The sequence below is a fragment of the Actinopolymorpha singaporensis genome, assembly GCF_900104745.1.
GTDB classification, from domain to species: domain Bacteria; phylum Actinomycetota; class Actinomycetes; order Propionibacteriales; family Actinopolymorphaceae; genus Actinopolymorpha; species Actinopolymorpha singaporensis.
In genome coordinates, this window is sequence record NZ_LT629732.1 from 6,329,835 (window position 1) to 6,355,550 (window position 25,716).

Here is a 25,716-nt window from a genome sequence, read left to right on the forward strand (position 1 = left end):
CCCCCGGGCGGTCACCCGGGCAGCAACCGGATCCGGGCTTTCGCGGACCGCTCCACCGCCGCGCGGCTGTACAGCAACGGCGCAAGCTCACCGGCCCGCCAGAGCTCGGCGAGGTCGCGGTAGTGCGGGCTGCGCGGGTCCCCGGACTGGCCCGGGGTGTTGACGAACACCGAGTTGTCCCACTCGCCGACGTCGACCACCACCCGGGCGGACGCACCGATGGTCTGCACGAAGTCGCCCGGGAGGTACGGCGCGGCGTTCAGCGTGGTCGCGGAGCCACCGGCCGGGAACGGCCCCACGTCCAGCTTCGGGTCCAGGAAGCCCAGTGGGTGCGGCTGGTGGTTGCGGTGCAGCGCACCCCAGCTCCAACCGCGCGGGTCCGGGCCCAGCAGCTCCTCCAGGTCGGCGACCGCGGCGCGCAGCGTGCCGAGGAGCAGGTCGTCCCGGCGCCGTTCTGCCTCTCCGTCTCCCTCCCCGGACCAGACGGTGGCCGGGTCGGACAGAGCGGACCGTACGGCGGCCTGGTCGAAGGTGGGCAGGAGGGGTGGTACGCCGGGAGGGAGCACCGCCTCGGCGAAGCCGGGCAGCAGGTGGCGGGAGAACCAGACCTGGTACAACGCCGCCGCCGCGGACTCCGGCGCCTCCACACCGTCCCAGTCGCGCAGCATCGCCAGCGCTGCCGCCAGTCGCCGGTCGCCGTTCGGGGGCAACCCGGCCACCAGCGCCAGGACCTCCCGGGTGCCCACCGAGCACCAGTCGGTCTGCAGCCGCATCGAGTCCTCGAGGCGGTGCGGCTCGGGCCGTTCGAGCACCTCGACGATGCGCCGCTGCCGGGCGGGGTCGGACCATTCGTACGACAGCTGCCGGTCGGCCGGGTAGTCCGGCGGCAGGTTGTACTCGTTGGCCGTGGCCACGAACCCGGCGGGCGGGTCGGCGAGGCCGGGCAGCTCCTCCGGAGCGTGGAAGCCGGTCCACTCGTAACGCCCGTCGCCGGGCACCGGCAGCAGGCCGTCCCAGCCGGTCCGCCGCGGCACCAGCCCGGCCGCCTGCCAGCCGACGTGGCCAGCGGTGTCGGCGAAGACGTGGTTCTCCCCCGGTCCGCCCCAGGCACGCAGCGCCGCCCGGAACTCCTCGCCGTCACGTGCCCGCAGGTACTCCAGACTGCCCAGGTAGGCGGCCGTGCCCGGCTCGAACCACGTGGTCCGCACGGCGTACGCACGCAGGTGTTCGGAGTCCACGTGGATCACCGGTCCGTGGCGGGTGAACGCAAGTTCGAGTTGACACGGGTGGGCGTCGCGCACTTGCGCGGTCTCGCGTTCGATCCGCATCGACTCCCAGCCGTTGCCGTAGCGGTAGCGCGTCGGGTCGTCCGGGTCCAGGTCGTACACGTACAGGTCCACGGTGTCGATCGGGAAGATCGTGTAGCCGAACGCCACGTGGCCGTTGTGGCCGAGGGTCACTCCCGGCACCGCCGGCTCACCCGCCCCGATCACGTCCAGCCCGGGCGCGGACAGGTGCGCGAAGTACCGCAGTGAGGGTGTGGCGAACGGCCGGTGCGGGTCACTCGCGAGGATGGGCCGGCCGGTCGCCGTACGGGAGCCGGCCACCACCCAGTTGTTGCTGCCGCCGTCGAGGTCTCTTGCCGCCGCAGCCGTCGCCCCCGCCGCCGCGGCCTTCGCCGGGTTGTCCGCGGGCAGTTCCGTGCTGAGCGGCACGCGCGAGTCGCCGGTGAACACCACCGGCGTGGTGGCGAGCTCGTACACCCGCAGCACGTCGTCGGGAAGGTCCAGGTCCAGGCCGTCGGCAAGGTGGGGTTGACGGTGCGGCCGCAGCGACTGGCGTACGAGGTCGGACTCCCAGCCACCCACGTGGGTCACCCGGGCCCGGGCCACCTCCTGCAGCAGGTTGTACGCCGTGCCGTGGCTGCGGATCCGTACGACGTCCTCCGGACTCCACCGGGCCGGCCGGTAGTCCAGCATCCCGAACTCCGGCGGCAGCTCCTCCGGATGGCGCTCCAGCCAGTCCAGGTAGGCGTTCACACCTTCGACGAACCGGGTGACGGTGGCTCGCGCGCTCGTGCCGTACGACGCCCACTCCGCGTCGAGGTCGCCGCGGTACAGGAAAAGCCGGGCCGCCCGGTCGCGTTCGAGGTGGTCCGGCCCGAAGGCCTCGGCGAGCCGCCCCAGCCCCCGCCGGCGCCACAGGTCGATCTGGAACAGCCGGTCCCGGGCGGCGTTGAAGCCCTGGGCGAAGAACACGTCGTCGGCGCTCTCGGCGTAGATGTGCGGAACTCCCCAGGTGTCCACGACGATCTCCACCGGTGCGGACAGTCCGGACACGGCCTCGACCGATCGCTCTTCGCAGGTCTCGCTGACGTCGCTCACGGGTCCGATTGTCCCGTCCCTGTCGAACGGGTTCCCGGCCGCAGCGCGTTCCGTCCGGAGCAGGCCGCGAAATTCCCGACGCCTGGGCCCGCGCGGTGCACACCGCGCAGGAACGTGGTCGCGTAGCGTGCGCAGCGAGGACGTGACCGGCACCGGCCGGCCACAGGCGACCAGTCGCGCCGGAGGGACGACGATGCAGCCCGGACACCGCAGCGTCCCGCACACCGCGGACGCCCGGATCGAGGCCTGGGCGGCGACCCGGGAGGCCTGTGTGGCCGAGGCCGTCACCGCGATGGTGGAGACGTTCGCCGACACCTCGGCTGCCCGGCCGACCGACTCCGCGAGCTTCGAGGTGACCGCCGACACCGACGAGGACCTCCTGGTCGCCGTGCTGGACGAGGTCGTCTACCTCCTCGACACCGCCGACGTGATCCCGCTCGCGACCCGGGTCGAGCCCGCGCTGGAGGAGGGGTACGACGTGCACTTCGAGGTGACCGATATCGGCGAGGTGGAGCTGGTCGGCGCGGTCCCGAAGGCCGTCTCGCTGCACGGCCTGCGGTTCGAGCAGGGTCCCGAAGGCTGGACCTGCGCAGTCACCCTCGACGTCTGAACCGCCGGTGCCGCACCGCCCCGGCGCACGCGGCGGCGACCTCAGCCCTTGACCACCCCGACCGGAACCAGCCGGGCCACCGCCCGCGCCAGCCCCGCACCCTCGGCCGCCTCGACCACCGCGTCGATGTCCTTGTACGCCTCGGGCATCTCCTCGGCCAGCCCCCGCCAGGACGCACCGCGTACGGCGATCCCCCGGCTCTCCAGCAGCTGGCGAAGCTCCTGGCCCCGGACGGCCTTCGCCGCCTGGTGCCGGCTGAGAGTGCGGCCCGCGCCGTGGCAGGTGGACGCGAACGCCGGCCCGCCCGGCACACCGGTGAGGACGTACGACGCCGTGCCCATCGACCCCGGGATCAGCACCGGCTGGCCCACGTCCGGCAGGTCGCGCAGGTCGGCCGGCAGGTCGGGATGACCAGGCGGCAACGCCCGGGTCGCGCCCTTGCGGTGCACGCACAGGCGCCGCGGTGCGCCGGCCGCTCCCGCCCCTCCGGCAACCCGGTGGGTCTCCACCTTGGCCAGGTTGTGGGAGATGTCGTAGACCAGGTCCAGCCCGGCGCCGGTGAGGCGTTCGAACACCCCGCGCGCGGCCTGGCCGAGCAACTGCCGGTTGGCCCGGGCGTAGTTGGCGGCCGACGCCATCGCCCGCAGGTAGGCCCGCCCGGGATCGGAGTCGACGGGCACGCACGCCAGCTGGCGGTCGGGCACCGTGATGCCGAAGCCTGCCATCGCCTGCTCCATCGCGCGCACGTGGTCGGTGCAGATCTGGTGGCCGAGGCCGCGCGAACCGCAATGGATCATCACGCACACCTGGCCGGCCCGCAGCCCGTACGCCTCCGCGGCCGCCTGGTCGCGGACCGCGTCGACGACCTGCACCTCCAGGAAGTGGTTGCCCGAACCAAGGCTGCCCAACTGGTGCAAGCCGCGCTTGACAGCGCGTTCGCTCAGCGCGGCCGGGTCGGCGTCGTCGACCGCGCCGAAGTCCTCACACCTGTCAAGGTCGCGTTGCACGCCGTGCCCCTGTTCGACGGCGTACCTCGCGCCGGACGCCAGCACCTTCGCGAGTTGGCCGGCCCCGGACAGTTCCCACACCGCCCCCTTGCCCATGCCACGGGGCGTCGACCGGCTCAGTCCGTCCAGCACCGCTTCCTTCCTCGGCGCGAAGTCCGCCGCGTCGACGTCGGCCGCGTACAGCCGCACGCCGCAGGAGATGTCGAACCCGACACCCCCCGGGGACACCACGCCGCCCTCGGCGATGTCGGTGGCGGCCACGCCGCCGATCGGGAAACCGTAGCCCCAGTGCACGTCCGGCATGGCGTACGACGCGTCCACGATCCCCGGCAGCGTGGCCACATCAGCCACCTGCTGCAGCGCCTGGTCCCCGCCCACCTCGGGCAGCAGCCCCGGTGAGGCGAACACCACGCCGGGCACGCGCATCCGGCCGGTGGGCTCGATCTGATAGCGGTACGGCGTCTCCTGGACCAGTGCGGGTACGCGTGCCTGGGTCACGGCTTCTCCCGTCCTTTCCGTCCTTTGCGCAGAAACGTCCGAAGCCTGCGCAGCGGCCAGGTGTTGATCACGTCGCCGGCCGTCAGCCAGCCCCGCTGGGCGGTGCCCACGCCGTACCTCAGGTAGTCCAGGTGGGCGACCGCGTGCGCGTCGGTGTCGACGGCGAACTTCACCCCGTGGCGGCGGGCGGCCAGGAGGTGCTCGTCGTTCAGGTCCAGCCGGTCCGGTGAGGCGTTCACCTCCAGCGCGGTGCCGGTGTCCGCACACGCCTCGTACACCGCCTCGAGGTCCACGTCGATCGGCTGCCGGTGGCCGATCAGCCGTGCCGTCGGGTGCCCGATCACGTTGACGTGCGGGTTCTCGCAGGCCCGGACCAGCCGACGGGTGAGTTGCGCCCTGGTCTGGTTGAAGTGGGAGTGCACGGACGCGACGCAGATGTCGAACCCGGCAAGGAAGTCCGCCGGCCAGTCGACCTCGCCGTCGGGGTCGATGTTGAGTTCGGTGCCGTGCAGCAGGGTGAGGTGGGGGTAGCGCTTCGCCAGAGCGTGCAACTGCTCGCGCTGGGCGAGCATCTTCTCGTCCGTCATCCGCTGCATGTAGAGATTCGGCGCGTGGTCGGTGACCGCGTAGTAGTCGTAGCCCCGCTCGGCTGCCGCGGCCACCATCTCGGTCATCGGCGCGACCCCGTCGGTGAGGTCTGTGTGGGTGTGCAGGTCGCCGCGGATGTCCTGTTCGGTCACGACGTCGGGCAGCGTGCCGTCGCGGGCGGCCTCGATCTCGCCACGGTCCTCCCGCAGGGTCGGCGGAATCCAGGGCAGCCCGATCCGGGCGTACACCTCCTGCTCCGACTTCGACACCACCAACTCGCCGGCCTCGGGAGGTCCGGACTCCTCGGCCGGCTCGGTCGGCTCGGTCGACTCGGCCGGCGGCCCTTCCCCACTTGCCGGCTCGCCTGTCAACGTTGCCTTGCGCCGGTGCCTGCGCTGCGCCGGCGGGACGGTGAACAGGCCGTACTCGGACAACTTGAGGTCCTGGCGTACCGCGATCTCGCGGGTACGCACGTTGTGCGCCTTGGACCCGGTGAAGTACTGCAACGCCGCACCCCACGACTCCGGGGGTACGACCCGCAGGTCGACCTGCATCCCCGCCGTGGTGCGAACCGACGTCTTGGTGTCGCCGTGCGCGATCACCTCCGACACCAGCGACAGTCCGGTCAGAGCCTTCATCAGCGACCTTGGTTTGGTCGACGCGGCGAGGATGTCCAGGTCGCCGACAGTCTCACGCATCCGGCGCAGCGACCCGGCGTAGGTGCAGCGCTCGCACTGCGGCAGCGCGGACAGCGCGGCGACGACCTCCTCGGCGAGTTCCATGGCCACGTCCAGCGTGACCCGCCCACCGGCCTGGCGGAGCAGGGTGATGCCGTGCCGGAGATTCTCCTCGGTCCTGGGCCCGAAGCCCTTCAAGCCCCTCAGGCGCCCCGCGTCCAGCGCGTCGAGCAGGTCCTGCACGGAGGCGATGCCGCGTTCGTCGTACAGCATCATCGCCTTGCGCGGGCCGAGCGTCGGAATCTGCGTCAGCTCGCGTACGCCGGCCGGAATCCGCGCACGCAGCCGCTCGACCTCCTCGATTCGGCCGGTTCGGAAGTACTCGACCACCTTCGCCGCGATCGAGTCACCGACGTTGGGGATCTCGCGCAGGCCGGCGGCGTCGAGCGTGGACACGTCGAGGTGGTGCCCGGCGACCGAGCGCGCGGCCTTCTCGTAGACCCGCGCCCGGTAGGGGGCGCCACCGGTGATCGCCACCAGGTCCGCGTATTCCTGCAGGAGCGCGCCCACCTGCTCGTTCGGTCGCGCCATGCCTTCGAGTCTAGGGCGGGAGGGTGCCTATTCCACGAAGTTGATGCCGCGCAGGAACGTACGCGCCACGGGTCCCGCGTCCTTGCCGCCCCCGCCGCCGTCCTCGACCAGCACCGCGAACGCGATGTCGCCGCGGTAGCCGATCATCCAGGCGTGGGTGCGCGGCGGGTCGTCACTGCCGTACTCCGCCGTCCCGGTCTTGGCGTAGACGTCCGGGCCGGGCAGGTCCAACTGCCTGGCGGAGCCGGTCGCCACCACCGCCCGCATCAGCCCTCGCATCTGGTCGACCAGTTCGGCCGGCAGCCTGTCGCCCGCGGGACCGCCGGGCGCCACGTCGGGCAGGAGCACCGGTTTGTACGGCCGTCCGGCGTCCACCGTCGCGGCGACCAGGGCCATGCCCAGCGGGCTCATCAGCACCCGCCCCTGCCCGATCATGCCGGCGGCGCGGTCGACCAGGTCGCGGGGCTCGGGCACCGAACCGGAGTAGGCCGGCAGCCCGAGCTTCCAGTTCGTGCCGATGCCGAACCGCTCGGCCATCGCCACCAGGTCCCCGTCGTCCAGGTCGCGGGCGCGGTCGACCACCGTGGTGTTGCACGAGTGCGCGAACGCTTCGGTCATCGGGCCGTCGGGCAGCGAGAAGCCGTAGGCGTTCTTGAAATGCTTGCCGCCCACGGACGTGGTGGCCGGACAGGTCACCGTGTCGCCGGGACGCAGCCCGCCCGCCAGCAGGGCGGACACCGACACCACCTTGAACGTCGAGCCGGGCGGGTAGCGGCCGACGAAGGCACGGTTGTACGACGTCACGCCGGGGCCGTTGGCGGCGGCGAGCACCTCACCGGTGCCAGCCCGTACGGCCACCAGGGCGGTCGGCTTGGCCTGGCCGGCGACCGCGTCCTCGGCGGCGTTCTGCACGTCCTGGTCGAGCGTCGTCCGCAGAGGTCTGCCCGGCTTCGCGGTCTGCGAGAACACCGTGGCCACCCTCTGGTCGCCGGAAGTGCGCACCACGTCGATCCGGCCGCCGGGGGTGCCGGCCAACCGGGTCTGGTACGCCGCCTGCAGCCCGCTCGCGCCCACCGCGTCGCTGTCCATCGCGAGCGGGCCCGCACCCTTCAGCGAGTCCGCGGTCGCCGGCGCGACGACGCCGAGCACGCCGCGGGCGAACGACGACGACGGCCCGAGCGACATGATGTCCTCGCGGGTCACCACGCCGGGGATGGCGTCCAGCCGGGCCCGCTCCTTCTGGTAGGCGGGCTCGCGCAGGGTCAGCACGTCGACGAAGTACGTCGGGCCGGCGGCCTCTGCCCGCCTGCGCAGGGCGTCCGGGTCGATGTCGAGCACCTGCTGCAGCTTGGCGTAGGTGACGTCCGGCTCGACCCGGCGCGGCTCCACCCCCACCCGGACGACCGGAGTCTGCTTGGTCAGCGGCTTGCCCGACCGGTCCAGGATGGACGCCCGGGTCGGCAGCTCGCGTTCACGACGGAGCGCCGTGCCCGCCGCGAGCTTCGGGTGGAACGTCTCCGGCGTCCACCACACCTTCCACCTGCCCTGGTCGTCCTCGCGTACCTGCGCGGTGGTGGCGTAGCGCCACGTGCCCAGACCGGCCAGGTCGTGGGTGACGGTCAGGGGCTGGCGGCAGACCTTCCCGTCCGCCTTCAGCTTCGCGGCCTGGTCGCTGTCGAGGCAGGTCAGCTCGCCGGCCGGGCGTACGGACGTCTTCCGTGCCCGAACCGCCTTGGTGTCCGCCGCCACGTCACGGCTCGCGGCCCTCGCCGTGCGCGGATCGACCGTGGAGCCGAGCTCGCCGGACGACCACGCCGCGGCGAACGCCCGGGCCGCCCGGGACGCCTCGTCCGGCGGTCCCGGCGAGCAGCCCGCCGCGGCCGCCAGTGCTGTGAGCGCGGCCACCGCCGCCGCCAGGCGTGTACGCATGAGATCCCCCGTCGCGCTGCGTCGCTACCAGTCAGGTGCCAGGAGTCAGTCGGTGAAGGTCAGTCGAGTGCCCAGTCGACCGGCTCCCCGCCCTGCTCGGCCAGCAGGGCGTTGGCCCGGCTGAACGGCCGGGAACCGAAGAAGCCGCGGTCGGCCGACATCGGGCTGGGGTGCGCCGACTCGATCCTGGGCACCTTGCCCAGCAACGGCCGCAGGCTCTGTGCGTCCCGGCCCCACAGGATCGCGACCAACGGGGTCTCCCGGGCCACCAGCGCCCGGATGGCCTGGTCGGTGACGGCCTCCCATCCCTTGCCGCGGTGGGCGGCGGGGCGGCCGGGCTCGACGGTGAGCGAACGGTTGAGCAGCAGGATCCCGCGCCGCGACCAGGGCGACAGGTCGCCGTTGGACGGCTGCGGAAGGCCGAGGTCGGCGGCGTACTCGCGGTAGATGTTGCTCAGGCTGCGCGGGATCGGCCGCACATGGGGCGCCACCGAGAAGCTCAGTCCCACGGCGTGTCCCGGCGTGGGATAGGGATCCTGGCCGACGATGAGGACCCGCACGTCGGCGAACGGCTGCTGGAACGCCCGCAGGACGTCGGGGCCGGACGGGAGGTAACGTCGCCCGGCGGCGAGCTCGGCACGCAGGAAGTCGCCCATCGCCGCGATCTGGCCGGCGACCGGGGCCAGGGCATCCTCCCAGCCGGCGGCCACCAACTCGGCCAGCGAGCCGCGGCCCTGGGTGGCTCGCGGCGCAGTCTTGGGCGTGATGCCGGTGCCCTCGGTGATGCCCGTGTCCTCGGTGGCGATGTCCTGGGTGGTACCGCTGCCTTCGGCGACGCCACTCAGCTCCGCCTGGGCCACTTCGCTCATGCCTACCTCCTCGGCTGTCGCTGGACCCGGCCCGCCCCCGCTGCGCTGACCGAGCCTATGGGACCGCACCGACACCACCGGATCCACCCGCCGCGCCGGTCGAGCGAGGCCCCGCATCCCCCCGGCGGCGTTGTCGTGGTCGCGCGTGGAACACCGATACGCGGGTCCTCCGCCTTGCCGGACGGGCGCGGCTCCTTCGCTCACTACTCGACCCTGATCGGGGAGAGCGGCTGGGGGTCATATGTTGACGCCATGACGAGGATCGCCGACTCCGTACCACCACGCGGTGCGTTGGACCCGCCTACCTACGCCGCTTTCATCCGGGCCGAGGGTGCCCGGCTGCTGGCGGCGTACGAGACCGGACCGGCGTCCGCCCGCGTACCCGCCTGCCCGGAGTGGACCCTCACCGACCTGGTTGCGCACACCGGACGGGTGCACCGGTGGGCGGCGGAGATCGTGCGGACCAGCGAGTTTCCCGGTGGCGGGTCGGACACCGTACCCGGCCCGGACGGCTCCGAGCTGGGACCGTGGTACGCCGAGTCCGTCGAGCTGCTGCTCGACCGGCTGGCCGCGACCGACCCCGCCCAGCCGACCTGGGTGTTCGGCGACGGCGGCACCGCGGAGTTCTGGTCCCGACGCCAGGCCCACGAGGTGTGCGTCCACCGTGTCGACGCCGAACTCGCGATCGGTCTCCGGCCAGTCGTCGACCCCGACCTGGCCGCCGACGGGGTGGGCGAGGTCGTGGAGGTGATGATGCCGAGGTCGCAGCGCTTCGGGCCCCATCGGCTCGTCGCGCCGGTGCTGCTGAGGTGTACCGACCACGCCGGCCGCTGGCTGGTGAGCCCTCCGGCCGAGCCGGGCGGAGTGCCGGTCGGAACCGGCCCCGCGCTCACCGACGCCGAAGCGGCCTCCGCGGCCGCGACCGTCGCGGGAACAGCCGGCGACCTGCTGCTCGCGCTGTGGCGGCGGCTGCCGGCCGACGAACTCGGCCGACGGCTCACCGTCGAAGGTGACCACGCGGCGGCCAGGGCCGCGCTCGACGCCCGAGTGGTCCCCTGACCAGCTGATCCGCTGAGCCGCAACTCGGCGGATCAGCCGGTCAGGTAGGCCGGTGGGGTCAGCCGATCAGCGGCGGCGGTCCTCCGCGCCGGACTGGTCCGGGCCGGGCCGGCCGTCGTCCGCGGTGTCGCCCGGGCCGTCGATCGGTCCCGGCCGGTCACCGCCGGCGGGCGGTTGCCCGGGTCCCGGACGGCGGCGCGGGTTGGGCTCCTCGAACCGCACCTTGCGCAACTGTTTGTTCATGTTGCGCCACAACAGCACCGTCGCGACACCGATCGCCGCGATCACCACGAAGCCGAGCAGGCCGGGACCCACCCACGCCGAGTCGTCCTGCGGCGCGGCCGCCTGGACGATCATGTACAGCACTGGACGTACCTTCTCCCACCTGGGTGTTCATGGACCGCGACACGCGCACGGGCCCGTCAGACGATTGTCGCAGCCCTGGGCGGGGGCACGCCCTCAGGAGGCCTCCGGCGCGAGCCGCCCGGCGCTGTGCGGGGTGGGTGCGTCCTCGGGGAGATCGCGCAGCCCCGCGAACAGGTCGTCCTCGGGAACGGGCGCCTCCACCAGGCTGCGAGCCAGTTCGTAGTCCTCGGTCGGCCAGGCGGCGACGTGCACCTCCAGCGGGCAGGCGAACCACGGCCCCTCGGGGTCGATCTGGGTGGCGTGCGCGAGCAGCGCCTTGTCGCGGACCGGGAAGTAGTCCGAACACGGCACCCGAGTGGTCACCCTGGCGGCGTGCGCCGGGTCGGGCTTCCACTCCTTCAGCCGCTCGGCGTAGGGCGACTCGAGTCCCCGGCGCACCATCTCGTCGTGCAGCGCCTTGGTGCGCTCCCAGTGGAACGAGTGGTGGTAGTAGAGCTTGAGCGGGTGCCACGGCTCGCCGGCCTCGGGATAGGCGTCGGGATCACCGGCCGCCTCCCACGCGGCGATGGTGACGTTGTGGCACATGATGTGGTCCGGGTGCGGATATCCGCCGTTCTCGTCGTAGGTCGTCACGACGTGCGGACGGAACTCGCGCATCACCCGCACCAGCGCGCTGGCGGACTCCTCCACCGGCGTCGCCGCGAACGATCCCTCCGGCAGCGGAGCCGGATTGTCGCCCTCGGGGAAACCGGAGTCGACGAAACCGAGCCATTCCTGCCGGATGCCCAGGATCTCCCGTGCCCGGTCCATCTCCTGCCGGCGGATCTCGGCGAGATTCTCCAGGACATCGGGCCGGTCCATGTGCGGGTTGAGAATCGATCCGCGCTCTCCGCCTGTGCAGGTCACGACCAGGACCTCGACCCCCTCCGCGACGTAACGGGCGGTGGTGGCGGCCCCCTTGCTCGACTCGTCGTCGGGGTGAGCGTGCACGTGCATCAGCCGTAGCGGCGCGGGTGCGGTGGAAGGCACCGTAGTTTTCTCCTCTGTCCGGCGGCGCGGGTTGCAAAATTTGCGCGCGACCACCATGGTGGCTCAGACCACCGACATTCTTCTCACCGACCTCGACGTACCGACGTGGGATGGCCGGGAGAGCCGCGCGTTGTTAGCCTGATAGGTCAGTCCGTACAGTTCCGGACACGCACCGAGAGCGCACCGGCGCGAAACGACCAGGTTCTTTCCGAATGACCGAAGTGCCCCCGCATGACCAAGGAGCAAAGCTGTGACGCAGTCGACCGACGAGAACGTCATCTGGCTCACGCAGGACGCCTACGACCGTCTGAAGGCGGAGTTGGACCATCTCACGGGTACTGTGCGCGCGGAGCTCGCCAGGAGGATCGGTGAAGCCCGCGACGAGGGTGACCTGCGGGAGAACGGCGGCTACCACGCCGCGAAGGAGGAGCAGGGAAAGGTCGAGGCGCAGATCCGCAAACTGCAGGACATGCTGCGCCGCGCCCGGGTGGGTGCCACGCCGGCGGACGACGGGATCGTCGAGCCGGGCATGAAGGTGACCATTCGCTTCCAGGGCGACGACGACACCGAGACGTTCGTGCTCGGCTCGCGTGAGCTGCTGTCACTGGACTCCTCGGTCGACCTGGAGGTCTACTCCCCCGAGTCGCCGCTCGGCCGCGCCATCAGCGGCAAGCGCAAGGGCGACCAGGCGACCTACTCCGCCCCCAACGGCCGCAGCGTCACGGTGGAGATCGTCGACGCCGTGCCCTTCGGCTGAGCACCGGCTGGGCATCAGCCCGTCGACCGGGCCGCCGCCCGGACAGCGAGAACCCACGATGCGCGGTGACGCCGCGCATCGTGGGTTCCTTCGTACGCACTCCGGGGGTTGCCCCGGCTGGAGTTGCCGCCGCCGTCGCTAACCGACCTGGCGGAGCCGGTCGGCGGCGGCATCCACGTCGATCTCGCCCCGGGCGAGCATCGCCAGGACGTCCTCCCGGCTCTGCTCCGGCTCGTTCGGAACTGCCGGTGCGGAAGGAGCGGGCGGCGAACCGGCGCCTTCCAGACCCAGCTTGGCCAGCAGGTCGGCGTAACGCTGCCGGGCCGTCGGATAGCTCACGCCGAGGTGCCGTTCCACCTCCCGCATGTTGCCGCGCGAGACCAGGAAGACGCGTAGCAGGTCGCGTTCTGCGTCGGTCAGGCCGCAGAACCCGCATGACTCGAACACTCCCGACAGTTCGCTCGCGCACGCGTCGCAGCTCAGCCGGGTCACCTGCAGACCGGCACCGCAGACGGGACAGTCGCGTGGCGGCCGGTGCGCATGGGCGGAGGGATGTCTCGGGTATCCACCCGTGCCGTACGCCATGCTCACGGCGCCTGCTTGACGGTCGCCATCCCCATCACGACTTCCAGGTCGAGCTGGCCGTCACCGCTACCGATCACGTGCTCGTCCCGGTCGGCGCCCGGCGGCTCCCACTGGACCCGGCCGAGCTGGACGTCGGGGCGCACCCGCACGCTCGAACCCGGCAGCAACCGCAGCTGCAGAGAGCCGGACTCCGCCCGCAACCGCGACTTGCCCCGGTGGATGCGTCCCTCCACCTGCGCCGAACCCGCCTGCACGAGCACGTCGATCGGACCCTCCACGTCGCGGACCCGAGCGGAGCCACCGGTGACCCGCACCTGCTCCAGGCTCGGGATGCGTTCGGCGTTGACGCTGCCCGCGGTGACCTCGACCTCCACCGCCAGGCTCGGGTTGACGCGTACGGAGAGCTCGCGTCCGAGGTCGAAGACCCGCTCCTGCACGTCGCGCAGTGACCGGGTGCGCATCAGGGTGAAGCCGTCCAGGGACGCCCCGAACTCGCCCTCGCTGGTGACGACCAGGGTGTCGCCCTCCTGTCGTACGACGTGCGGACCGTCGACCGCGACCGTCGAGACGAACGGCTCGCCGATGATCCGGACCCGCCGCCCGACGGCGCGAACCCGCACCCGGCTGGTCGGCTCGGCCGCGGAGGTCGTGGGCAGTGTCCGCTGCTCCGACGTGCCGGCGCCGGGCCCACCCGACGCCTTCGCCCCGGCCGAGGTCGCTCCGCTTCCGGACGGAGCGGACCCGGCGTCGGCGGTCCGGCGGGCCTCGTCCAGCCGGGCGGCGGCCTCCTCCGGGCCGAGCCGGCCGGCCGCGACGTCGGCCAGGATCCGGCGTACGGGATCGTCGCCCTCCGGCATCGGAGTGGGGGGCGTGGAAGCTGCGGGGGGCTCGGTAGTGGGGTACTCGCCGTTGCCGTGCGGCCCGGCCGCGTGCTCGGCGGCCCGGATCGCGTCCCCGGTGGCGGACTGCGCCTGCTCCGCGCGTTCTGCCGCCTCCCGCTGGCGGCGTTCGGCCTCGGCGCGCACCTGCTCGGCCACCGGGTCCGGCGTGGCAGCGGGACCATCGTGGCCGTCGTGGGTCTCGTGGCCGGCATGGGACCCGTGCCCCTGCGAGGTGGAGGCGGGCTCGTCGCGGTGGGTCGGAACGGCGTCGGTGGCCTCGGCCCAGGGGTCCGATTCGGAAGGTGTGTTCTCAGGCATGGGTCGATTCCACTCCGCCCGTCATGGAGTGTCAAGGCCGACTTTATAGATCCTGAATACTGACCTACGAAAAGTTGACCGTGTAGCCGGCCGATCGCAGTCGGTGCAGAATCTCCTCCCGATGCTGCTTCCCCCGCGTCTCCAGTTGCAGGGCCACGTCGACGTCGCCGAGGTGCAGGCCGGCGCCCGTCCGCTGGTGTACGACGTCCAGGACGTTCGCGTCCACCTCGGCGAGCTTGCTCAGGAGTGCGGCCAGCCCGCCCGGCTGGTCGGGCACGCACACCCGCAGCGACATGTACCTACCGGCGGCGATCATCCCGTGGCGCAGCACCCGCATCAGCAGCAAGGGATCGATGTTCCCTCCGGACAGCACCGCCACCACCGGTGGCTCGAACGCGCCCGGGGCGTCCAGCGCCGCCGCGACGGCCGCTGCCCCGGCGGGCTCGACCAGCAGCTTGCCGCGTTCCAGGAGCAGCAGCAGCGACCGCGACAGTGACTCCTCCGAGACGGTGATCACCCCGGCCACCCAGCGCCGGACGACCTCGAACGGCACCCCGCCCGGGCAGCCGACCGCGATCCCGTCGGCCATCGTCTGCATCCGCTCCACCGGGACCGGCCGCCCGGCTGCGAGCGACGGTGGGTAGGCAGCCGCGCCGGCCGCCTGTACCCCGACGACCCGCGCCTTCGAGCCGCGCCCGGCCAGCGCCGCCGCCACCCCGGCCACCAGTCCGCCGCCGCCCGTCGACACCAGAACGGTCGCGACGTCCGGGCACTGCTCCAGGATCTCCAGGCCGAGCGTGCCCTGGCCGGCCAGGATGTCGGCGTGGTCGAACGGGTGGATGAACACCGCCCCGGTCTCCTGGGCGTACTGCCGGGCGGCGACCAGCGCCTCGTCGATGGTGTGGCCGTGGAACCGCACGTCGGCGCCGTAGGAGCGGGTGGCCTCCTCCTTCGGGATGGGCGCGCCGACCGGCATGAACACCGTTGCCCGGGTGTCCAGCAGCCGGGCGGCGAGCGCGACTCCCTGCGCGTGGTTGCCCGCACTGGCCGCCACCACCCCGCGGGCGCGTTCCTCCTGGCTCAACCGGGAGATTCGCACGTACGCGCCGCGGATCTTGAACGATCCGGCCCGCTGGAGGTTCTCGCACTTCAGGTGCACCGGCCCGCCCACCCGGTCCGCCAGCCAGCGCGACGCTTCCATCGGCGTGGTCCGGGCGACCCCACGCAGGGTGCGTTCGGCGTCCTCGATGTCGGCGAGCAGGGCACCGAGGTCGGGCCCGCCGTCCGGGGCGGGGTCGCGGCTGTCGCCGGAGCGGTTGTCGGGGCGGTTCCCGGGGCTGTTGTCGGGGCCGGCAGCGGTCATGGCCGCAGTCTGACACCAGATCGGCAGTCCGCCGCCTCCCCGGCCCGCACGCCGGGCGCGCAGTCGGCCCGGCCGGGCCGTCTGCGCGCCCGGCAGCCGGAAACCACGTAGAAAAGAGCATGGCCACCAGCCCTCCGTCCGACCGCACCGACGAGCCACGCGGCGACGGGCGTCCGCTGCGTCGCGGACCGCACCGGCGTCCGGGCGGGCCCGGCAGGGTGGCCCGGCCGCCGGGTCCGCCCGGTGCGCTGCTGTACGCCGGACTCGCCCTGCACCGTGAGCCGCCGGCGTACTTCCTCCGGATCGCCCGCAGACATCCCCGGCTGGCCCACCTGCGGCTCGGCGGCGAACACGTCTACGTCCTCAGCCATCCCGACCTGGTACACGAACTCTTCGTCACCAGGGGCCGGGACCTGCGCAAGGGCCGGACGCTGGAGCGGATCCGGATGCTTCTGGGCGAAGGCCTGCTCACCAGCGAGGGCGAGTGGCACCGCTCCCAGCGGCGGCTGGTCCAGCCCGCGCTGCAGGGCGACCGGCTTCGCGCGTACGCGCCGGTGATGGTGCGGGCGGCGCGCGACCGCGCGGCCGGCTGGCGGGACGGTCTGCAGGTCGACCTGGCCCGGGAGATGTCCGCGCTGACGGTGGCGGTGGTGGGTGAGGCGTTGTTCGGCACCGACCTGCGGGACCGGAGCGACGAGGTGGCCGACGCGCTGGGTGAGCTGATGGACGGGTTCTCGCGGCGGATGCTGCCGGGTGCCGACCTGCTGCTGTCGGTGCCCAGCCGCGGCCGGGCGAGGCTTTTCGCCGCCGTCGACCGCCTCGACGCGCTGGTGCGGGGCATGATCGCCGAACGCCGCCGCCGTCCGCTCGGCTCCGACCTGCTGTCCACGCTGCTCGAGGCGTCGGCCGACGACGGCACTGCCGTACGGGACGAGGTGATGACGCTGCTCCTGGCCGGGCACGAGACCACGGCGAGCGCACTGTCGTGGACGTGGTGGCTGCTGGACCGGAACCCGGAGGCGGCGGCCTGGCTGCGCGCCGAGGTCGACGCCGTGGCCGCCGACCCCGCCCGGCTGACCTACGCCGACCTGGACCGGCTGCCGCGGACGCGGGCCGTACTGGCGGAGGCGATGCGGCTCTATCCCCCGTCGTGGATCCTCGGCCGGCGCACTCTCGCGGACGTGGAACTCGACGGCTGGACGCTGCCCGCGGGGTCGTTGTGCGTGACCAGCCAGTACGCCCTGCACCGTGACCCGCGGTTCTGGGCGGCCCCGGACGCGTTCGCGCCCGCACGCTGGATCGGCCGCGACGGGGCGTTCGGGGAGGGCGTGCCGGGCCAGCCGCGGGCGGCGTACCTGCCGTTCGGGGTGGGTGCCCGGATCTGCGTCGGGCTGGGCTTCGCCTGGACCGAGGGGGTGCTCGTGCTCGCCACGCTCGCCCGCCGGTGGGCGCCCCAGGTCGCGCCGGGGCACCGGGTCAGGCCGCAGGCGGCGGTCACCCTGCGGCCGAACGGAGGCATGCCGGTCGTACTCCACGAGCGCTCCCCGGGCACCGGGCGGCACCACGGTGAGCGAGGTTCGAGCGGCCCTCGGTAATAGTTGCATGGCGCATGCAAGCCCGTATACTTGCGGGGTGCAAGCAACTGGCAGTCCCGCCCACACCGGCGGACCCACCACCGCCTCCCCGGCGCCGGAGACGTTGCTGGTCGCCCTGATGCGGTTGGTGCGCCTGGTAAAGCGCGGAAATGACGCGCCGATCGAACCCGCTCTGCATTACGTTCTTCACACCGTCGCGTGTTCGGGCCCGACCCGGCTGTCCGATCTCGCCGGTCAGGTGCAACTCGACGTGTCGACCGTGAGCCGGCACGTCCGGGCGCTGGAGACCTCCGGTTACCTCGGACGGGCCAGCGATCCCGACGACCGCAGGGCCGCCCTGGTCTCGGTCACCGAGACCGGCAACCGCGTCCTGGAGGAGGCGGCCGCCCGCAGGCGCGCCCGGCTCGACGCGGTGCTGTCCCAGTGGCCGGCCGACGACGTACAGACCCTCGGGCGACTGCTCGACCAACTCGCCAAGGACCTGGAGGCCGAGACGTCCACGCCGCCTGGGCCCTGACCCGGAGGACGCCGCCATGGCCGCCCCAAGACCTCACCGACCCAAAGCGAACTCACCTGCGCGCCACCGCGCGCCCGTCACCAGGCACTGGTTCACCAGGCAACACCAAGTCACACGGAGTGCTGTTTCGATGAGCGAACCCCAACGCGGGCCGTCGGCCGGCGCGGGAACCACCCCCGCGGCCACCGACGGCCCCTCCTACCTGTCCCACCGGCAGATCCTGATCACCCTCGGCGGCCTGATGGCCGGGATGCTGCTCGCCGCGCTCGACCAGAGCATCGTCGGTACGGCGCTGCCCCGCATCGTCAGCGACCTCGGCGGGCTGGACAAGCTGTCCTGGGTGGTCACGGCGTACCTCCTGACCTCCACCGCCTCCACCCCGCTGTGGGGAAAGATCTCCGACCTGTACGGCCGCCGGCTGATCTTCCAGGCGGCGATCGGCACCTTCCTGGTCGGCTCGGTGCTGGCCGCCCTCGCGCAGAACATGCCCGAACTGGTGGCGTTCCGGGCGATCCAGGGGCTCGGCGGCGGCGGCCTGATGGCCCTGGCCTTCGCCACCATCGGCGACATCATCCCGCCGCGTGAGCGCGGCCGGTACCAGGGCTACTTCGGTGCCGTGTTCGGCATCTCCAGCGTCGCCGGGCCGCTGCTCGGCGGCTGGTTCACCGACGGCCCCGGCTGGCGGTGGATCTTCTGGATCAACCTGCCGATCGGCATCGCGGCGCTGGTCGTGACGACGTACGCCCTGCGGATGCCCACCGTCCGCCGCAACCACCAGATCGACTACCTCGGCGCCGCCACGATCGTCGCCTCGGTCTCCTCGATCCTGCTGTACCTGTCCTGGCGTGGGCAGTCGTACGGCTGGACCGAGGGCGGGGCGCTGGCCCTGCTCGGCGCCGGCATCGCCCTCGCGGTGGTGTTCGTGTTCGTCGAGTCCCGGGCCTCCGAGCCGATCCTTCCGCTGCGGTTGTTCCGCAACTCGGTGTTCACGATCAGCAACGTCTTCGGCCTGATCGCCGGGTTCGTGATGTTCGGCGCGATCATCTACCTCCCGCTCTACCTGCAGGTGGTGCACGGGCTGTCGCCCACCGCGTCCGGACTGGCGATGCTGCCGATGGTGGCCGGTATCTTCACGTCCTCGATCGGGTCGGGCCGGCTGATCAGCAAGACCGGCCGGTACAAGATCTACCCGATCCTGGGTGCGCTGTTCATGGCGCTCGCGGTGTGGCTGCTGTCGCGGCTGAGCTCGGGATCCTCGATGTGGACGATCGGGGCCTACCAGTACGTCCTCGGTTTCGGCCTGGGCCTCACCATGCAGACGATCATGACGGCGGTGCAGAACTCCGTGCACTTCCGCGACATGGGCACCGCGACGAGCGCGACGACGTTCTTCCGGAGCATGGGTGGCGCACTCGGCACAGCAGTGTTCGGCGCGATCCTCACCAGCCGGCTGGGTACCCACCTGGCGGAGGTTCTGCCGCCGGCGGCGGCCGCCAAGATCCCGGCCGGCGCGGTGGAGAACGTCACCGCGATCCAGAAGCTCCCGCCGGAGCTGAAGGCGCCGGTGATCGAGGCGTTCGTCCGTACGCTGCACGACGTGTTCCTCACCGGTGCGCCGTTCGCACTCGTGGCGATGGTGGTCGCGTTGTTCCTCAAGGAGCTTCCACTGGCCACCGGGCACCCGCCGGTGGAGGGCACCGGCGAGGTCGAGGCGGAGTTCGCCCCGAGCGCCACGCACTGAGCAGCGAGTACGACAAGCAGGCAGGACAACCCGAAGGAGCCCCGGCGGTCAGCCGGGGCTCCTTCGTCGTACGCGGGGACCGCCGCGTCTCACCTGTCGGCGCGCGGCTCGTCCGGCGGGGGTGGCTCCTCACCCGGGCCGGACGCTTCCTCACCGGGTGGCGGAGAGGTCGTCGCCTCCGGCGGAGGCACCTCTCCGGGCGGCGGCACCTCTCCGGGCGGCGGCACCTCCGAGGCCGACGGCACCTCGCCGGAAGGCGTCTCACCGGCGGGCGGCGTCTGTGCCGGAGGTCCGCCCGGGCCGGTGGCCGGCTCCGCCGCACCCCCTCCCGGTGTGTCCGGCGGTCCGGTCCGCGGGGTTCCCGGTGTCCCCGTGCGCCGGGTCCGTGAGTCTGCGGCGACGCTGCGCACGACGCCGTTCGTCACCGCGACCAGCGGCACGGCGAACAACGCTCCCCCGATGCCGAACAGGTAGCCTCCGGCCGCGATCGCCAGCAGGATCGCCATCGGATGCAGTCGCACGAACCGTCCCATCAGGAACGGCTGCAGCAGATGCGCCTCCATCTGCTGGACGGCGAGCACCCCCGCCAGCATCAGCGCCGCCGTGACCGGGCCCCGCGCCACCAGCGCCACCAGCACCGCCACGGAGCCGGACACGAAGGCACCCACCAGCGGCACGAACGAGGCCAGGAACACCAGCACACCGATCGGCAGCGCGAACGGGACGCGGAGGACCACCGCCACGAGCGTGATGCCCACCGCGTCCACCAGGGCGACCAGGACGGTCGCGCGAACGAAAGCGGTCAGGGACACCCAGCCCTGCCGGGCGGCCGCGTCGACGCGTTCCCACCCCCCGCGCGGAAGCAGGCGGACCAGCCAGGCCCAGATGCGTTCACCCTCGTACAGGAAGAAGTACGTCGTGAACAACGCGATGAAGAACCCGGCGACGACGTGGCCGAGTGTCGTGCCGACCTGCAGCGCACCGGCGGTGACCTGCTTGGTGGACAGGGCCTTGCCGAGGTTCTTGAACGCCCGGTTGATCTCCTCCTGCGACACGTGGAACGGACCGTGGACCAGCCACGACTGGATCTCGCCGACACCGCTGACGACCTGTTTGTACAGCCCCTGGTAGCCGACCGCGATCTGCTGACCCACCAGCGTGAGCAGCCCGAAGACGACGACGAAGAGTGCGAGCAGGGTGAGGAACGCCGCCAGGCTGCGCGGAACGGCCTTGCTGATCACCCCGGTGGCCGGCACCAGCAACGCCGTCACCAGGATCGCGATGAAGACGGGCACCACGACGACGCTGAGTTCGATCAGCACGTAGCCGACGACCAGCCCGCCCGCCACGAGCAACAACAGCCGCCACGTCCACTCGCTGGCCACCCGGAGTCCGTGCGGAACGACCTCCGCGTGGTCCGCGGGGTGCTCGCCCTGGGCTGCCGGTTCGGGGCCGGCCTCCGGGTCGGCCTGGCCGGCCTGGTCGCGGGCCCCGGAGCGACTCGTCCGCAGACGGCGGACGGCACTCAGCAACCGGCTGCGCGGCCGGCCGCCGGCAGCGCCGGCCGCACCGGTCGTTCCCGCGGCGCCTTCACCGGACTCCGTGCCCCCACCGTCGTTGATCACCACGGGTTCCTACCCGATGAACGAAGGCGACAACATGCCCGTCCGGGGTCCGCCGGCTCGGTCGGTGTTCCGGACGGCACCGCGGCCACCATCAGTCGGCGGACCAGTAGCGGTCGCCGCGCAGGATGAATCCCGCGGCGCCGACGATGCCGGCGTCCTGGTCGAGGATGGGCCGTTCCACCTTCACGTGGCGGGTGAACTCCATCCGGGCGTACTCCCGCAGGGTGCGTTCCAGCGGATCGAACAGCAGGGGCCCGACCTGGGAGACCCCGCCGCCGAGCACGACGCGTTCGACGTCACACAGCGCGACCGCGGACGCGATGCCCAGGCCGAGTGCCCAGCCGGCCCGCTCGAACGCTGCCCGGGCCACCTTGTGGTCGGCCCGGGCGTCGTCGGCGAGGTCCCGGGCGTTCGCCGTCGGGTCGTTCGGCCGCCAGCCCTGCTCACGGGCCCAGGCCGCGAGACCCGGTCCGCGCGCGAACGCCTCGACGCAGCCGCGGGAGCCGCAGCCGCACGGCGGGCCCTGCGGGTCGACGACCATGTGCCCCACGTGCCCGGCGTTGCCGCTGCCGCCGTCGATCAGCCGGCCGCCGAGGATCAGGCCGCCGCCCACCCCGGTGGACACGACCATGCCGAGCATGTTGGCAACGCCCCGTCCCGCGCCCTGCCAGTGCTCGGCCACCACGACGGCCACGGCGTCGTTGTGCACCCGGACCGGCAGGCCGGGGTACGCCGCGGCCAGCCGGGCGCGCAGCGGGAAGTCCCGCCACGGCAGCAGGTTGACCGGGGAGACCGCGCCCTCCGGCCAGCGCATCGGCCCCCCGCAGCCCACGCCGACTCCCTGGATCGCCGGGCGGCCGGCGGCGTCCAGTACCGATTCGCACAGAGCGTGCAGGCGCGCCCAGATGGCGTCCGCGTCGTCGTCGTGGCTGGCCAGCGTCGGCGCGCGATCGCTCACGAGTACCCGGCCGTCGGCGTCGACCACGCCGGCGGCGATCTTGGTCCCGCCGATGTCGACGGCGAGAACGGGTTCGGTACGTGCGTCTGCCGGGTGGCCGGCTTCCAGGTCGGTCATGCACGCATCTTGCCCGGTCCCTTGCCAACGCCGGACATGAGGACGAAGCTTCGGCGCAGCGGCCTCCATGACCCGTCAGGCCGAGTGACCGGCGCCGGCATCGACGGCGACCGGCGTTCTGGGCCGACACGGGTCGGCGCGACGAGGAGGCTTCGCGCATGCAGTGGTACGACGGCCCCACCAGGCCCGACCGTCAGCCACCGCCTGTCAGCGACCGTCCTCCACCGGCCGCGGGATCCCGATCCGGACGCCGGCCGTACGCGGACGCCTCCCCCTACGCCGGCTCCCGCGACCGTGATCCCCGCGGCCGGCAGGCGTCCGGCGGGGACCCGTACGCACGTCCGGCGTCCGGGGAAGGGACGGACGCCGACGTCGCCGAGGTCGGCTCACCCCGCCGTCGCCTCCCGCGCTGGGTGCGGTTCAGCCTGGCCGTCGCAACCGCCCTCGTGGTCGGCTGGCTGGCGCTGACCCGGCTCACCGCGCCCGACGCGGACGTCCGGGCGGCCCGACCGCGGTTCCCCGACAACTTCACCACCCAGGTCGACGTCACGGTCCGGAGCCGGGTCGGTGACCCGCAGGTCGTCCTGCCGCCGCGGCCGCCGGCGTTGCCCGGCCTGGAGTTCGCCGGCACGAACGGCGAGGCCGGCCCGACGGTCCAGGGACGCATGGAGTGGCGGTCGATCGAGGTGCCGGGGCACGGGCAGCGTGGCTTCTCGCTGTACTGGAAGGTGCGGGACTGCGCAGACGCCCTGGCCGCCGGCGAGCGCGAGGTCGCCGTCCCGCTGAGGGTGGTCGGTGCCCGCGGCGCGGGCAGCACGCTCCGGCTGTCCGTCGGCGTGCAGCGCGACCTGCTGCCCTCGGTCTGTACGACCGACCAGGACGCCGGCCGACCCCGACTGGTGGCGGCCGGCCCGGTCAGGGGCGCGGGCCGCGACACGTTGCAGGTGCTCGTCACCGTGCAGAACGTCGGCGGCCGGCCGCTGACCTACCGCGACACCGTGGTCACCGCCGACTCCTCGCTGCGAGTGCTGTCCCTCAGCGGCGACTCGGCCCGCCCGGACGCCGTGGGACAGGACCAACCGAGACTGGTGCCGGTGGGCGAGGAGCGAACCATCCCGCTGGTGTTCCACGCCAACGACTGCCGGGTCCCGGTGGACAGCGCCGCCGCGGTGACGATGCGCTTCGCCGGGCAGCCGGGCCGGCCGGTGGAGCTGCCGGTCAGGCTGGCCGACAACTGGGAGAACTTCCTCGGCGTCTGTGCCGGCCCCTGAGGACCCTCAGCGCCCGACCTCGGCGTCGGCGGGCTCGGCGTCGGCGGGCTCGGCGTCGGCGGGCTCGGCGTCGGCGGGCTCGGCGTCGGCCGGCTCGGCGTCGGCGGTCGGCAGGTCGACGACATCGACCAACGGCGAGTTCGCCCGGTTCGTCCGCCGGCGGGCGGCGGCGACCGCGAGGTCGGCCAGCCGGGTGGCCAGTCCGGCGTTGCGCCTCTCCTCGACCGGCTGTGCGTTCCGGACGGACTCCCCTGGCTCCGTCCCGGCAGCCGAGCCCGAACGCGACGTCACCGACGCCCGGGTCGCGGCCAGCAGGTCGCCGGCCGCCAGGAGCGCGTCGGGTGTCGTGGTCGCCCCGCGCCGGTCGAGCGCGCGGCCGAACAGCACGGCGAAGTCGCCGGCCGCGAACTCGCGAGTACGCACCACCCGCCACCAGGCCGCCAGGGACGGGCTGGCGTGGACCAGCCGGCGGTAGCCGTCCGGGCCGCCGAACGCGACGAGCTGCACGCGAGCGCCGTGTGCGCTGATCAGCCGGTGCAGTTCCTGCGCCAGCGGCCGGCCGATCCGCTCGTAACTCACCAGCCGGTCGAGTCCGTCGATGGCGATCAGGCGTTCGCCGTCGCAGCCCTCCACCCGGTCCCGGAGCTGGGCGACCGCGCTGTCGGCGTCCAGCGGGGCGAACTGCTCGTGGTGGAGCCACACCGCGGTTCCGTCGAAGCCGCGCAGGGTCATCAGCCGGGCGAGCACGTCGACCGCGAGGTCGGCGCCCACGTCCGGCGGCCCGGTCACCAGCAGCCGGAGGTCCTGGGCGGGCATGTCCACGAGTTCTCGGAGCACCGCGACCAGAGCCGGCTGCCCCACGATCCGGTCGATCATCGCGGTCGCCTGGGCCAGCGCCGAGGCCCGGGCGCACACCGGTCCGCCCGCGGGTGCGGGGAGGGATCGGGCGGACCGGTCCGACGCGTCGTCCGGCCCCTCGTTCGGGCCCTCGTTCGGCCCCTCGTTCGGCCCCGTCGCCTCACCGGGCCCCTCGCTGCCGGACACCTCAGCCGGAACGAGCGCCCCCGCCGCGTTCCGGCGTACCTCACCGTTGCTGTGCCCGACCGGCGGGAAAACGTCTTCCGTGGCGAGCCAGGCGGGCGCTGCCACCACGCCGGTGAGTGGATGGCGCACCCGCCGGACCCGGAACAGCCGGCGTACGTCGTCCTGGAACTCCCCCACCGGAACCAGACACGACTCGGGCGTCACCGCGTCGCCGGGCAGACCCTGGACCACGCCGGTCAGCCGGACCGCGAGGTCCAGCCAGGTCCTGGCCACGCCGAACTCCCCGGCCACCAGCGCCCGGGCCAGCCAGGACCGCACCTGAGCCCGCCACGCGTCGGCGTCCCACGTCCGCACGTCCTCCGGAAGCCGGGCGCCCACCTGCGCGTACAGGTCAGCGCGTACGCCGACGGCGAGCTCGGGCGGCACGGTGGTGAGCCCGGCCTGCACCAGCAGGCGGGAGAACGCGGTGCAGACGTCGTCCCCGCCCGGTACGGCGGCGATGAGAAGCTCGTGCGCCGCGCACCAGCCGTCGACGATCCAGCTCAGGTAGCCGACGTTGCCGGTGAGTTCGGGCAGGGCGGCCACGAGGTCGTCCCCGGCCGAGTCCGCCCAGCGTTCCCGCAGCCGGGCCCATCCCGACGGCAGACTCGGCGCGGAGAGGGTGGCCTCCACCAGGTCGTGGTCGGCCGCGGCGTGTTCGTACAGCCTCAGCAGGCCCTGCCGCCGGGTCTCCAGGGACTCGATCCCCTCCAGCGCCCGCAGGATCTCCACGGTCAGCTCCCACGCCAGCCGGCGAAGGCCGCGGTCGCCGCCGGCTGCCCGGAACAGTTCACCGCCCGGCGGACGCCACGAAGCTGCGGGGGCCACCCACCCGGCGTACGGGTCACCCGGCGCGTCCCCGCCCCGACCGGCTGCCGTGCCACCGGCGTGGTGCGACCTCACCAGGTCGTGCTCCAGCCGCAGCCAGGACCCGGAGCGGACCGCGACGTCACCGCAGAGGAAGGCGGTGATGCCGAGCACGTCGGCGACCACGGCCGGCACCGGCGTACGGAGCTGCGGATGCTCGTCGAGGACCAGCAGCGCCGCGCGCGGGTCCTCGGCCAGCGCGTCCACGCGTTCGGCCAGCTCCGCGACCAGGCCGTCCGGGACCTGCCACCTGCCCCACGAGTACAGGTCGAACACCGACTCCTCGCGGAACATCGCCTCGAGGGCGCCGTGTGCCCGGGCGTTGGTCTGCACTGGTGGTCCTCCGGCTTCCGGGCACGCCAGGTGGCCGGGCGTCGGGCGAACCTCGGCCGGGACAGGGACCGAGACCGCGGAAAGGAACAAGATCGCGC

The 25,716-nt window shown here is 73.0% G+C and carries 20 protein-coding genes; 7 read left to right on the forward strand and 13 right to left on the reverse strand.

What is annotated here, in order from left to right; translation table 11 throughout:
• Window positions 1-11: 11 nt before the first annotated feature.
• Window positions 12-2,384, reverse strand: a complete 2,373-nt coding sequence (locus BLU27_RS28330; RefSeq protein ID WP_241827690.1) for a penicillin acylase family protein — start codon at window positions 2,382-2,384, stop codon at window positions 12-14.
• A 127-nt stretch (window positions 2,385-2,511) separates the two neighbouring features.
• Here BLU27_RS28330 and BLU27_RS28335 point away from each other — a divergent pair, with 127 nt between their 5' ends.
• Entirely contained in the window at window positions 2,512-2,994 is a 483-nt protein-coding gene (locus tag BLU27_RS28335) for an archease (RefSeq protein WP_241827691.1), read from the forward strand.
• A gap of 41 nt (window positions 2,995-3,035) precedes the next feature.
• On the opposite strand, the gene BLU27_RS28340 is transcribed toward BLU27_RS28335, so the two are convergent.
• The 4 genes from BLU27_RS28340 to BLU27_RS28355 are packed head-to-tail and all read right to left on the reverse strand — an operon-like array spanning window position 3,036 to window position 9,153.
• Window positions 3,036-4,499, reverse strand: a complete 1,464-nt coding sequence (locus BLU27_RS28340; protein ID WP_277869263.1) for an RtcB family protein — start codon at window positions 4,497-4,499, stop codon at window positions 3,036-3,038.
• Window positions 4,496-6,355: a helix-hairpin-helix domain-containing protein gene (locus BLU27_RS28345; protein WP_092656839.1), complete on the reverse strand. Its 1,860-nt coding sequence runs from the start codon at window positions 6,353-6,355 to the stop codon at window positions 4,496-4,498. Before BLU27_RS28345 ends, BLU27_RS28340 begins: the two co-directional genes overlap by 4 nt.
• 27 nt (window positions 6,356-6,382) lie before the next feature.
• Window positions 6,383-8,284 (reverse strand): penicillin-binding transpeptidase domain-containing protein, encoded by a 1,902-nt coding sequence (locus BLU27_RS28350; protein ID WP_092656841.1) that lies wholly within the window; start codon window positions 8,282-8,284, stop codon window positions 6,383-6,385.
• A gap of 59 nt (window positions 8,285-8,343) precedes the next feature.
• On the reverse strand, window positions 8,344-9,153 hold the full coding sequence (locus BLU27_RS28355; RefSeq protein WP_092656843.1) for a uracil-DNA glycosylase: 810 nt from the start codon (window positions 9,151-9,153) through the stop codon (window positions 8,344-8,346).
• Between the two features lie 252 nt (window positions 9,154-9,405).
• Between BLU27_RS28355 and BLU27_RS28360 the strand changes: the two genes are divergently transcribed.
• A complete protein-coding gene (locus tag BLU27_RS28360) occupies window positions 9,406-10,212 on the forward strand; it encodes a maleylpyruvate isomerase family mycothiol-dependent enzyme (protein WP_157728847.1) in 807 nt (268 codons plus the stop codon).
• Between the two features lie 66 nt (window positions 10,213-10,278).
• Here the strand turns inward: BLU27_RS28360 and BLU27_RS28365 are convergent, their stop codons facing one another.
• Window positions 10,279-10,578 carry a hypothetical protein gene (locus tag BLU27_RS28365; protein WP_092656847.1) on the reverse strand — a complete coding sequence of 100 codons (300 nt, stop codon included), beginning with the start codon at window positions 10,576-10,578 and terminating at the stop codon, window positions 10,279-10,281.
• 93 nt (window positions 10,579-10,671) lie between these two features.
• Window positions 10,672-11,574 (reverse strand): mycothiol conjugate amidase Mca, encoded by a 903-nt coding sequence (gene mca / locus BLU27_RS28370; protein WP_241828072.1) that lies wholly within the window; start codon window positions 11,572-11,574, stop codon window positions 10,672-10,674.
• A gap of 283 nt (window positions 11,575-11,857) precedes the next feature.
• Between mca and greA the strand changes: the two genes are divergently transcribed.
• Complete coding sequence (gene greA, locus BLU27_RS28375; RefSeq protein ID WP_092656851.1) at window positions 11,858-12,364, forward strand: transcription elongation factor GreA; 507 nt, start codon at window positions 11,858-11,860, stop codon at window positions 12,362-12,364.
• Window positions 12,365-12,502: 138 nt separating this feature from the next.
• On the opposite strand, the gene BLU27_RS28380 is transcribed toward greA, so the two are convergent.
• The 3 genes from BLU27_RS28380 to ilvA form a co-directional block, all read right to left on the reverse strand.
• Window positions 12,503-12,949, reverse strand: a complete 447-nt coding sequence (locus tag BLU27_RS28380) for a DUF2089 domain-containing protein (RefSeq protein ID WP_092656853.1) — start codon at window positions 12,947-12,949, stop codon at window positions 12,503-12,505.
• 2 nt (window positions 12,950-12,951) lie between these two features.
• Complete coding sequence (locus BLU27_RS28385) at window positions 12,952-14,148, reverse strand: hypothetical protein (RefSeq protein ID WP_092656855.1); 1,197 nt, start codon at window positions 14,146-14,148, stop codon at window positions 12,952-12,954.
• Window positions 14,149-14,212: 64 nt separating this feature from the next.
• Window positions 14,213-15,511: a threonine ammonia-lyase gene (gene ilvA / locus BLU27_RS28390; protein WP_092656858.1), complete on the reverse strand. Its 1,299-nt coding sequence runs from the start codon at window positions 15,509-15,511 to the stop codon at window positions 14,213-14,215.
• 119 nt (window positions 15,512-15,630) lie between these two features.
• On the opposite strand from ilvA, the gene BLU27_RS28395 reads away from it, so the two are divergent.
• The 3 genes from BLU27_RS28395 (at window position 15,631) to BLU27_RS28405 (ending at window position 19,364) form a co-directional block, all read left to right on the forward strand.
• Window positions 15,631-17,106: a cytochrome P450 gene (locus tag BLU27_RS28395; protein WP_092656860.1), complete on the forward strand. Its 1,476-nt coding sequence runs from the start codon at window positions 15,631-15,633 to the stop codon at window positions 17,104-17,106.
• Window positions 17,107-17,143: 37 nt separating this feature from the next.
• Window positions 17,144-17,623, forward strand: coding sequence for a MarR family winged helix-turn-helix transcriptional regulator (locus BLU27_RS28400; protein ID WP_157728848.1), 480 nt, complete (start codon window positions 17,144-17,146; stop codon window positions 17,621-17,623).
• Window positions 17,624-17,753: 130 nt separating this feature from the next.
• The gene (locus BLU27_RS28405) at window positions 17,754-19,364 is read left to right on the forward strand and encodes an MDR family MFS transporter (RefSeq protein ID WP_092656863.1); all 1,611 of its coding nucleotides are present in this window, start codon (window positions 17,754-17,756) and stop codon (window positions 19,362-19,364) included.
• Window positions 19,365-19,453: 89 nt separating this feature from the next.
• On the opposite strand, the gene BLU27_RS28410 is transcribed toward BLU27_RS28405, so the two are convergent.
• Both BLU27_RS28410 and BLU27_RS28415 read right to left on the reverse strand, forming a co-directional pair.
• Entirely contained in the window at window positions 19,454-20,992 is a 1,539-nt protein-coding gene (locus BLU27_RS28410) for an AI-2E family transporter (protein ID WP_241827692.1), read from the reverse strand.
• 88 nt (window positions 20,993-21,080) lie between these two features.
• Complete coding sequence (locus BLU27_RS28415) at window positions 21,081-22,064, reverse strand: ROK family protein (RefSeq protein WP_092656865.1); 984 nt, start codon at window positions 22,062-22,064, stop codon at window positions 21,081-21,083.
• A 158-nt stretch (window positions 22,065-22,222) separates the two neighbouring features.
• Here BLU27_RS28415 and BLU27_RS28420 point away from each other — a divergent pair, with 158 nt between their 5' ends.
• Entirely contained in the window at window positions 22,223-23,335 is a 1,113-nt protein-coding gene (locus BLU27_RS28420; protein ID WP_092656867.1) for a hypothetical protein, read from the forward strand.
• Between the two features lie 6 nt (window positions 23,336-23,341).
• Here the strand turns inward: BLU27_RS28420 and BLU27_RS28425 are convergent, their stop codons facing one another.
• The gene (locus tag BLU27_RS28425; protein WP_092656869.1) at window positions 23,342-25,618 is read right to left on the reverse strand and encodes a hypothetical protein; all 2,277 of its coding nucleotides are present in this window, start codon (window positions 25,616-25,618) and stop codon (window positions 23,342-23,344) included.
• Window positions 25,619-25,716: the final 98 nt, after the last annotated feature.

Excerpts from the sequence above, each read along its gene's own strand:
- BLU27_RS28420 (WP_092656867.1), top strand. The coding sequence starts at position 22,223 with ATGCAGTGGTACGACGGCCCCACCAGGCCCGACCGTCAGCCACCGCCT.
- BLU27_RS28395 (WP_092656860.1), top strand. The coding sequence starts at position 15,631 with ATGGCCACCAGCCCTCCGTCCGACCGCACCGACGAGCCACGCGGCGAC.
- BLU27_RS28385 (WP_092656855.1), bottom strand. The coding sequence starts at position 14,148 with ATGCCTGAGAACACACCTTCCGAATCGGACCCCTGGGCCGAGGCCACC.
- BLU27_RS28360 (WP_157728847.1), top strand. The coding sequence starts at position 9,406 with ATGACGAGGATCGCCGACTCCGTACCACCACGCGGTGCGTTGGACCCG.
- BLU27_RS28355 (WP_092656843.1), bottom strand. The coding sequence starts at position 9,153 with ATGAGCGAAGTGGCCCAGGCGGAGCTGAGTGGCGTCGCCGAAGGCAGC.
- mca (WP_241828072.1), bottom strand. The coding sequence starts at position 11,574 with ATGCACGTGCACGCTCACCCCGACGACGAGTCGAGCAAGGGGGCCGCC.
- ilvA (WP_092656858.1), bottom strand. The coding sequence starts at position 15,511 with ATGACCGCTGCCGGCCCCGACAACAGCCCCGGGAACCGCCCCGACAAC.
- BLU27_RS28380 (WP_092656853.1), bottom strand. The coding sequence starts at position 12,949 with ATGGCGTACGGCACGGGTGGATACCCGAGACATCCCTCCGCCCATGCG.
- BLU27_RS28345 (WP_092656839.1), bottom strand. The coding sequence starts at position 6,355 with ATGGCGCGACCGAACGAGCAGGTGGGCGCGCTCCTGCAGGAATACGCG.
- BLU27_RS28405 (WP_092656863.1), top strand. The coding sequence starts at position 17,754 with ATGAGCGAACCCCAACGCGGGCCGTCGGCCGGCGCGGGAACCACCCCC.
- BLU27_RS28415 (WP_092656865.1), bottom strand. The coding sequence starts at position 22,064 with ATGACCGACCTGGAAGCCGGCCACCCGGCAGACGCACGTACCGAACCC.
- BLU27_RS28350 (WP_092656841.1), bottom strand. The coding sequence starts at position 8,284 with ATGCGTACACGCCTGGCGGCGGCGGTGGCCGCGCTCACAGCACTGGCG.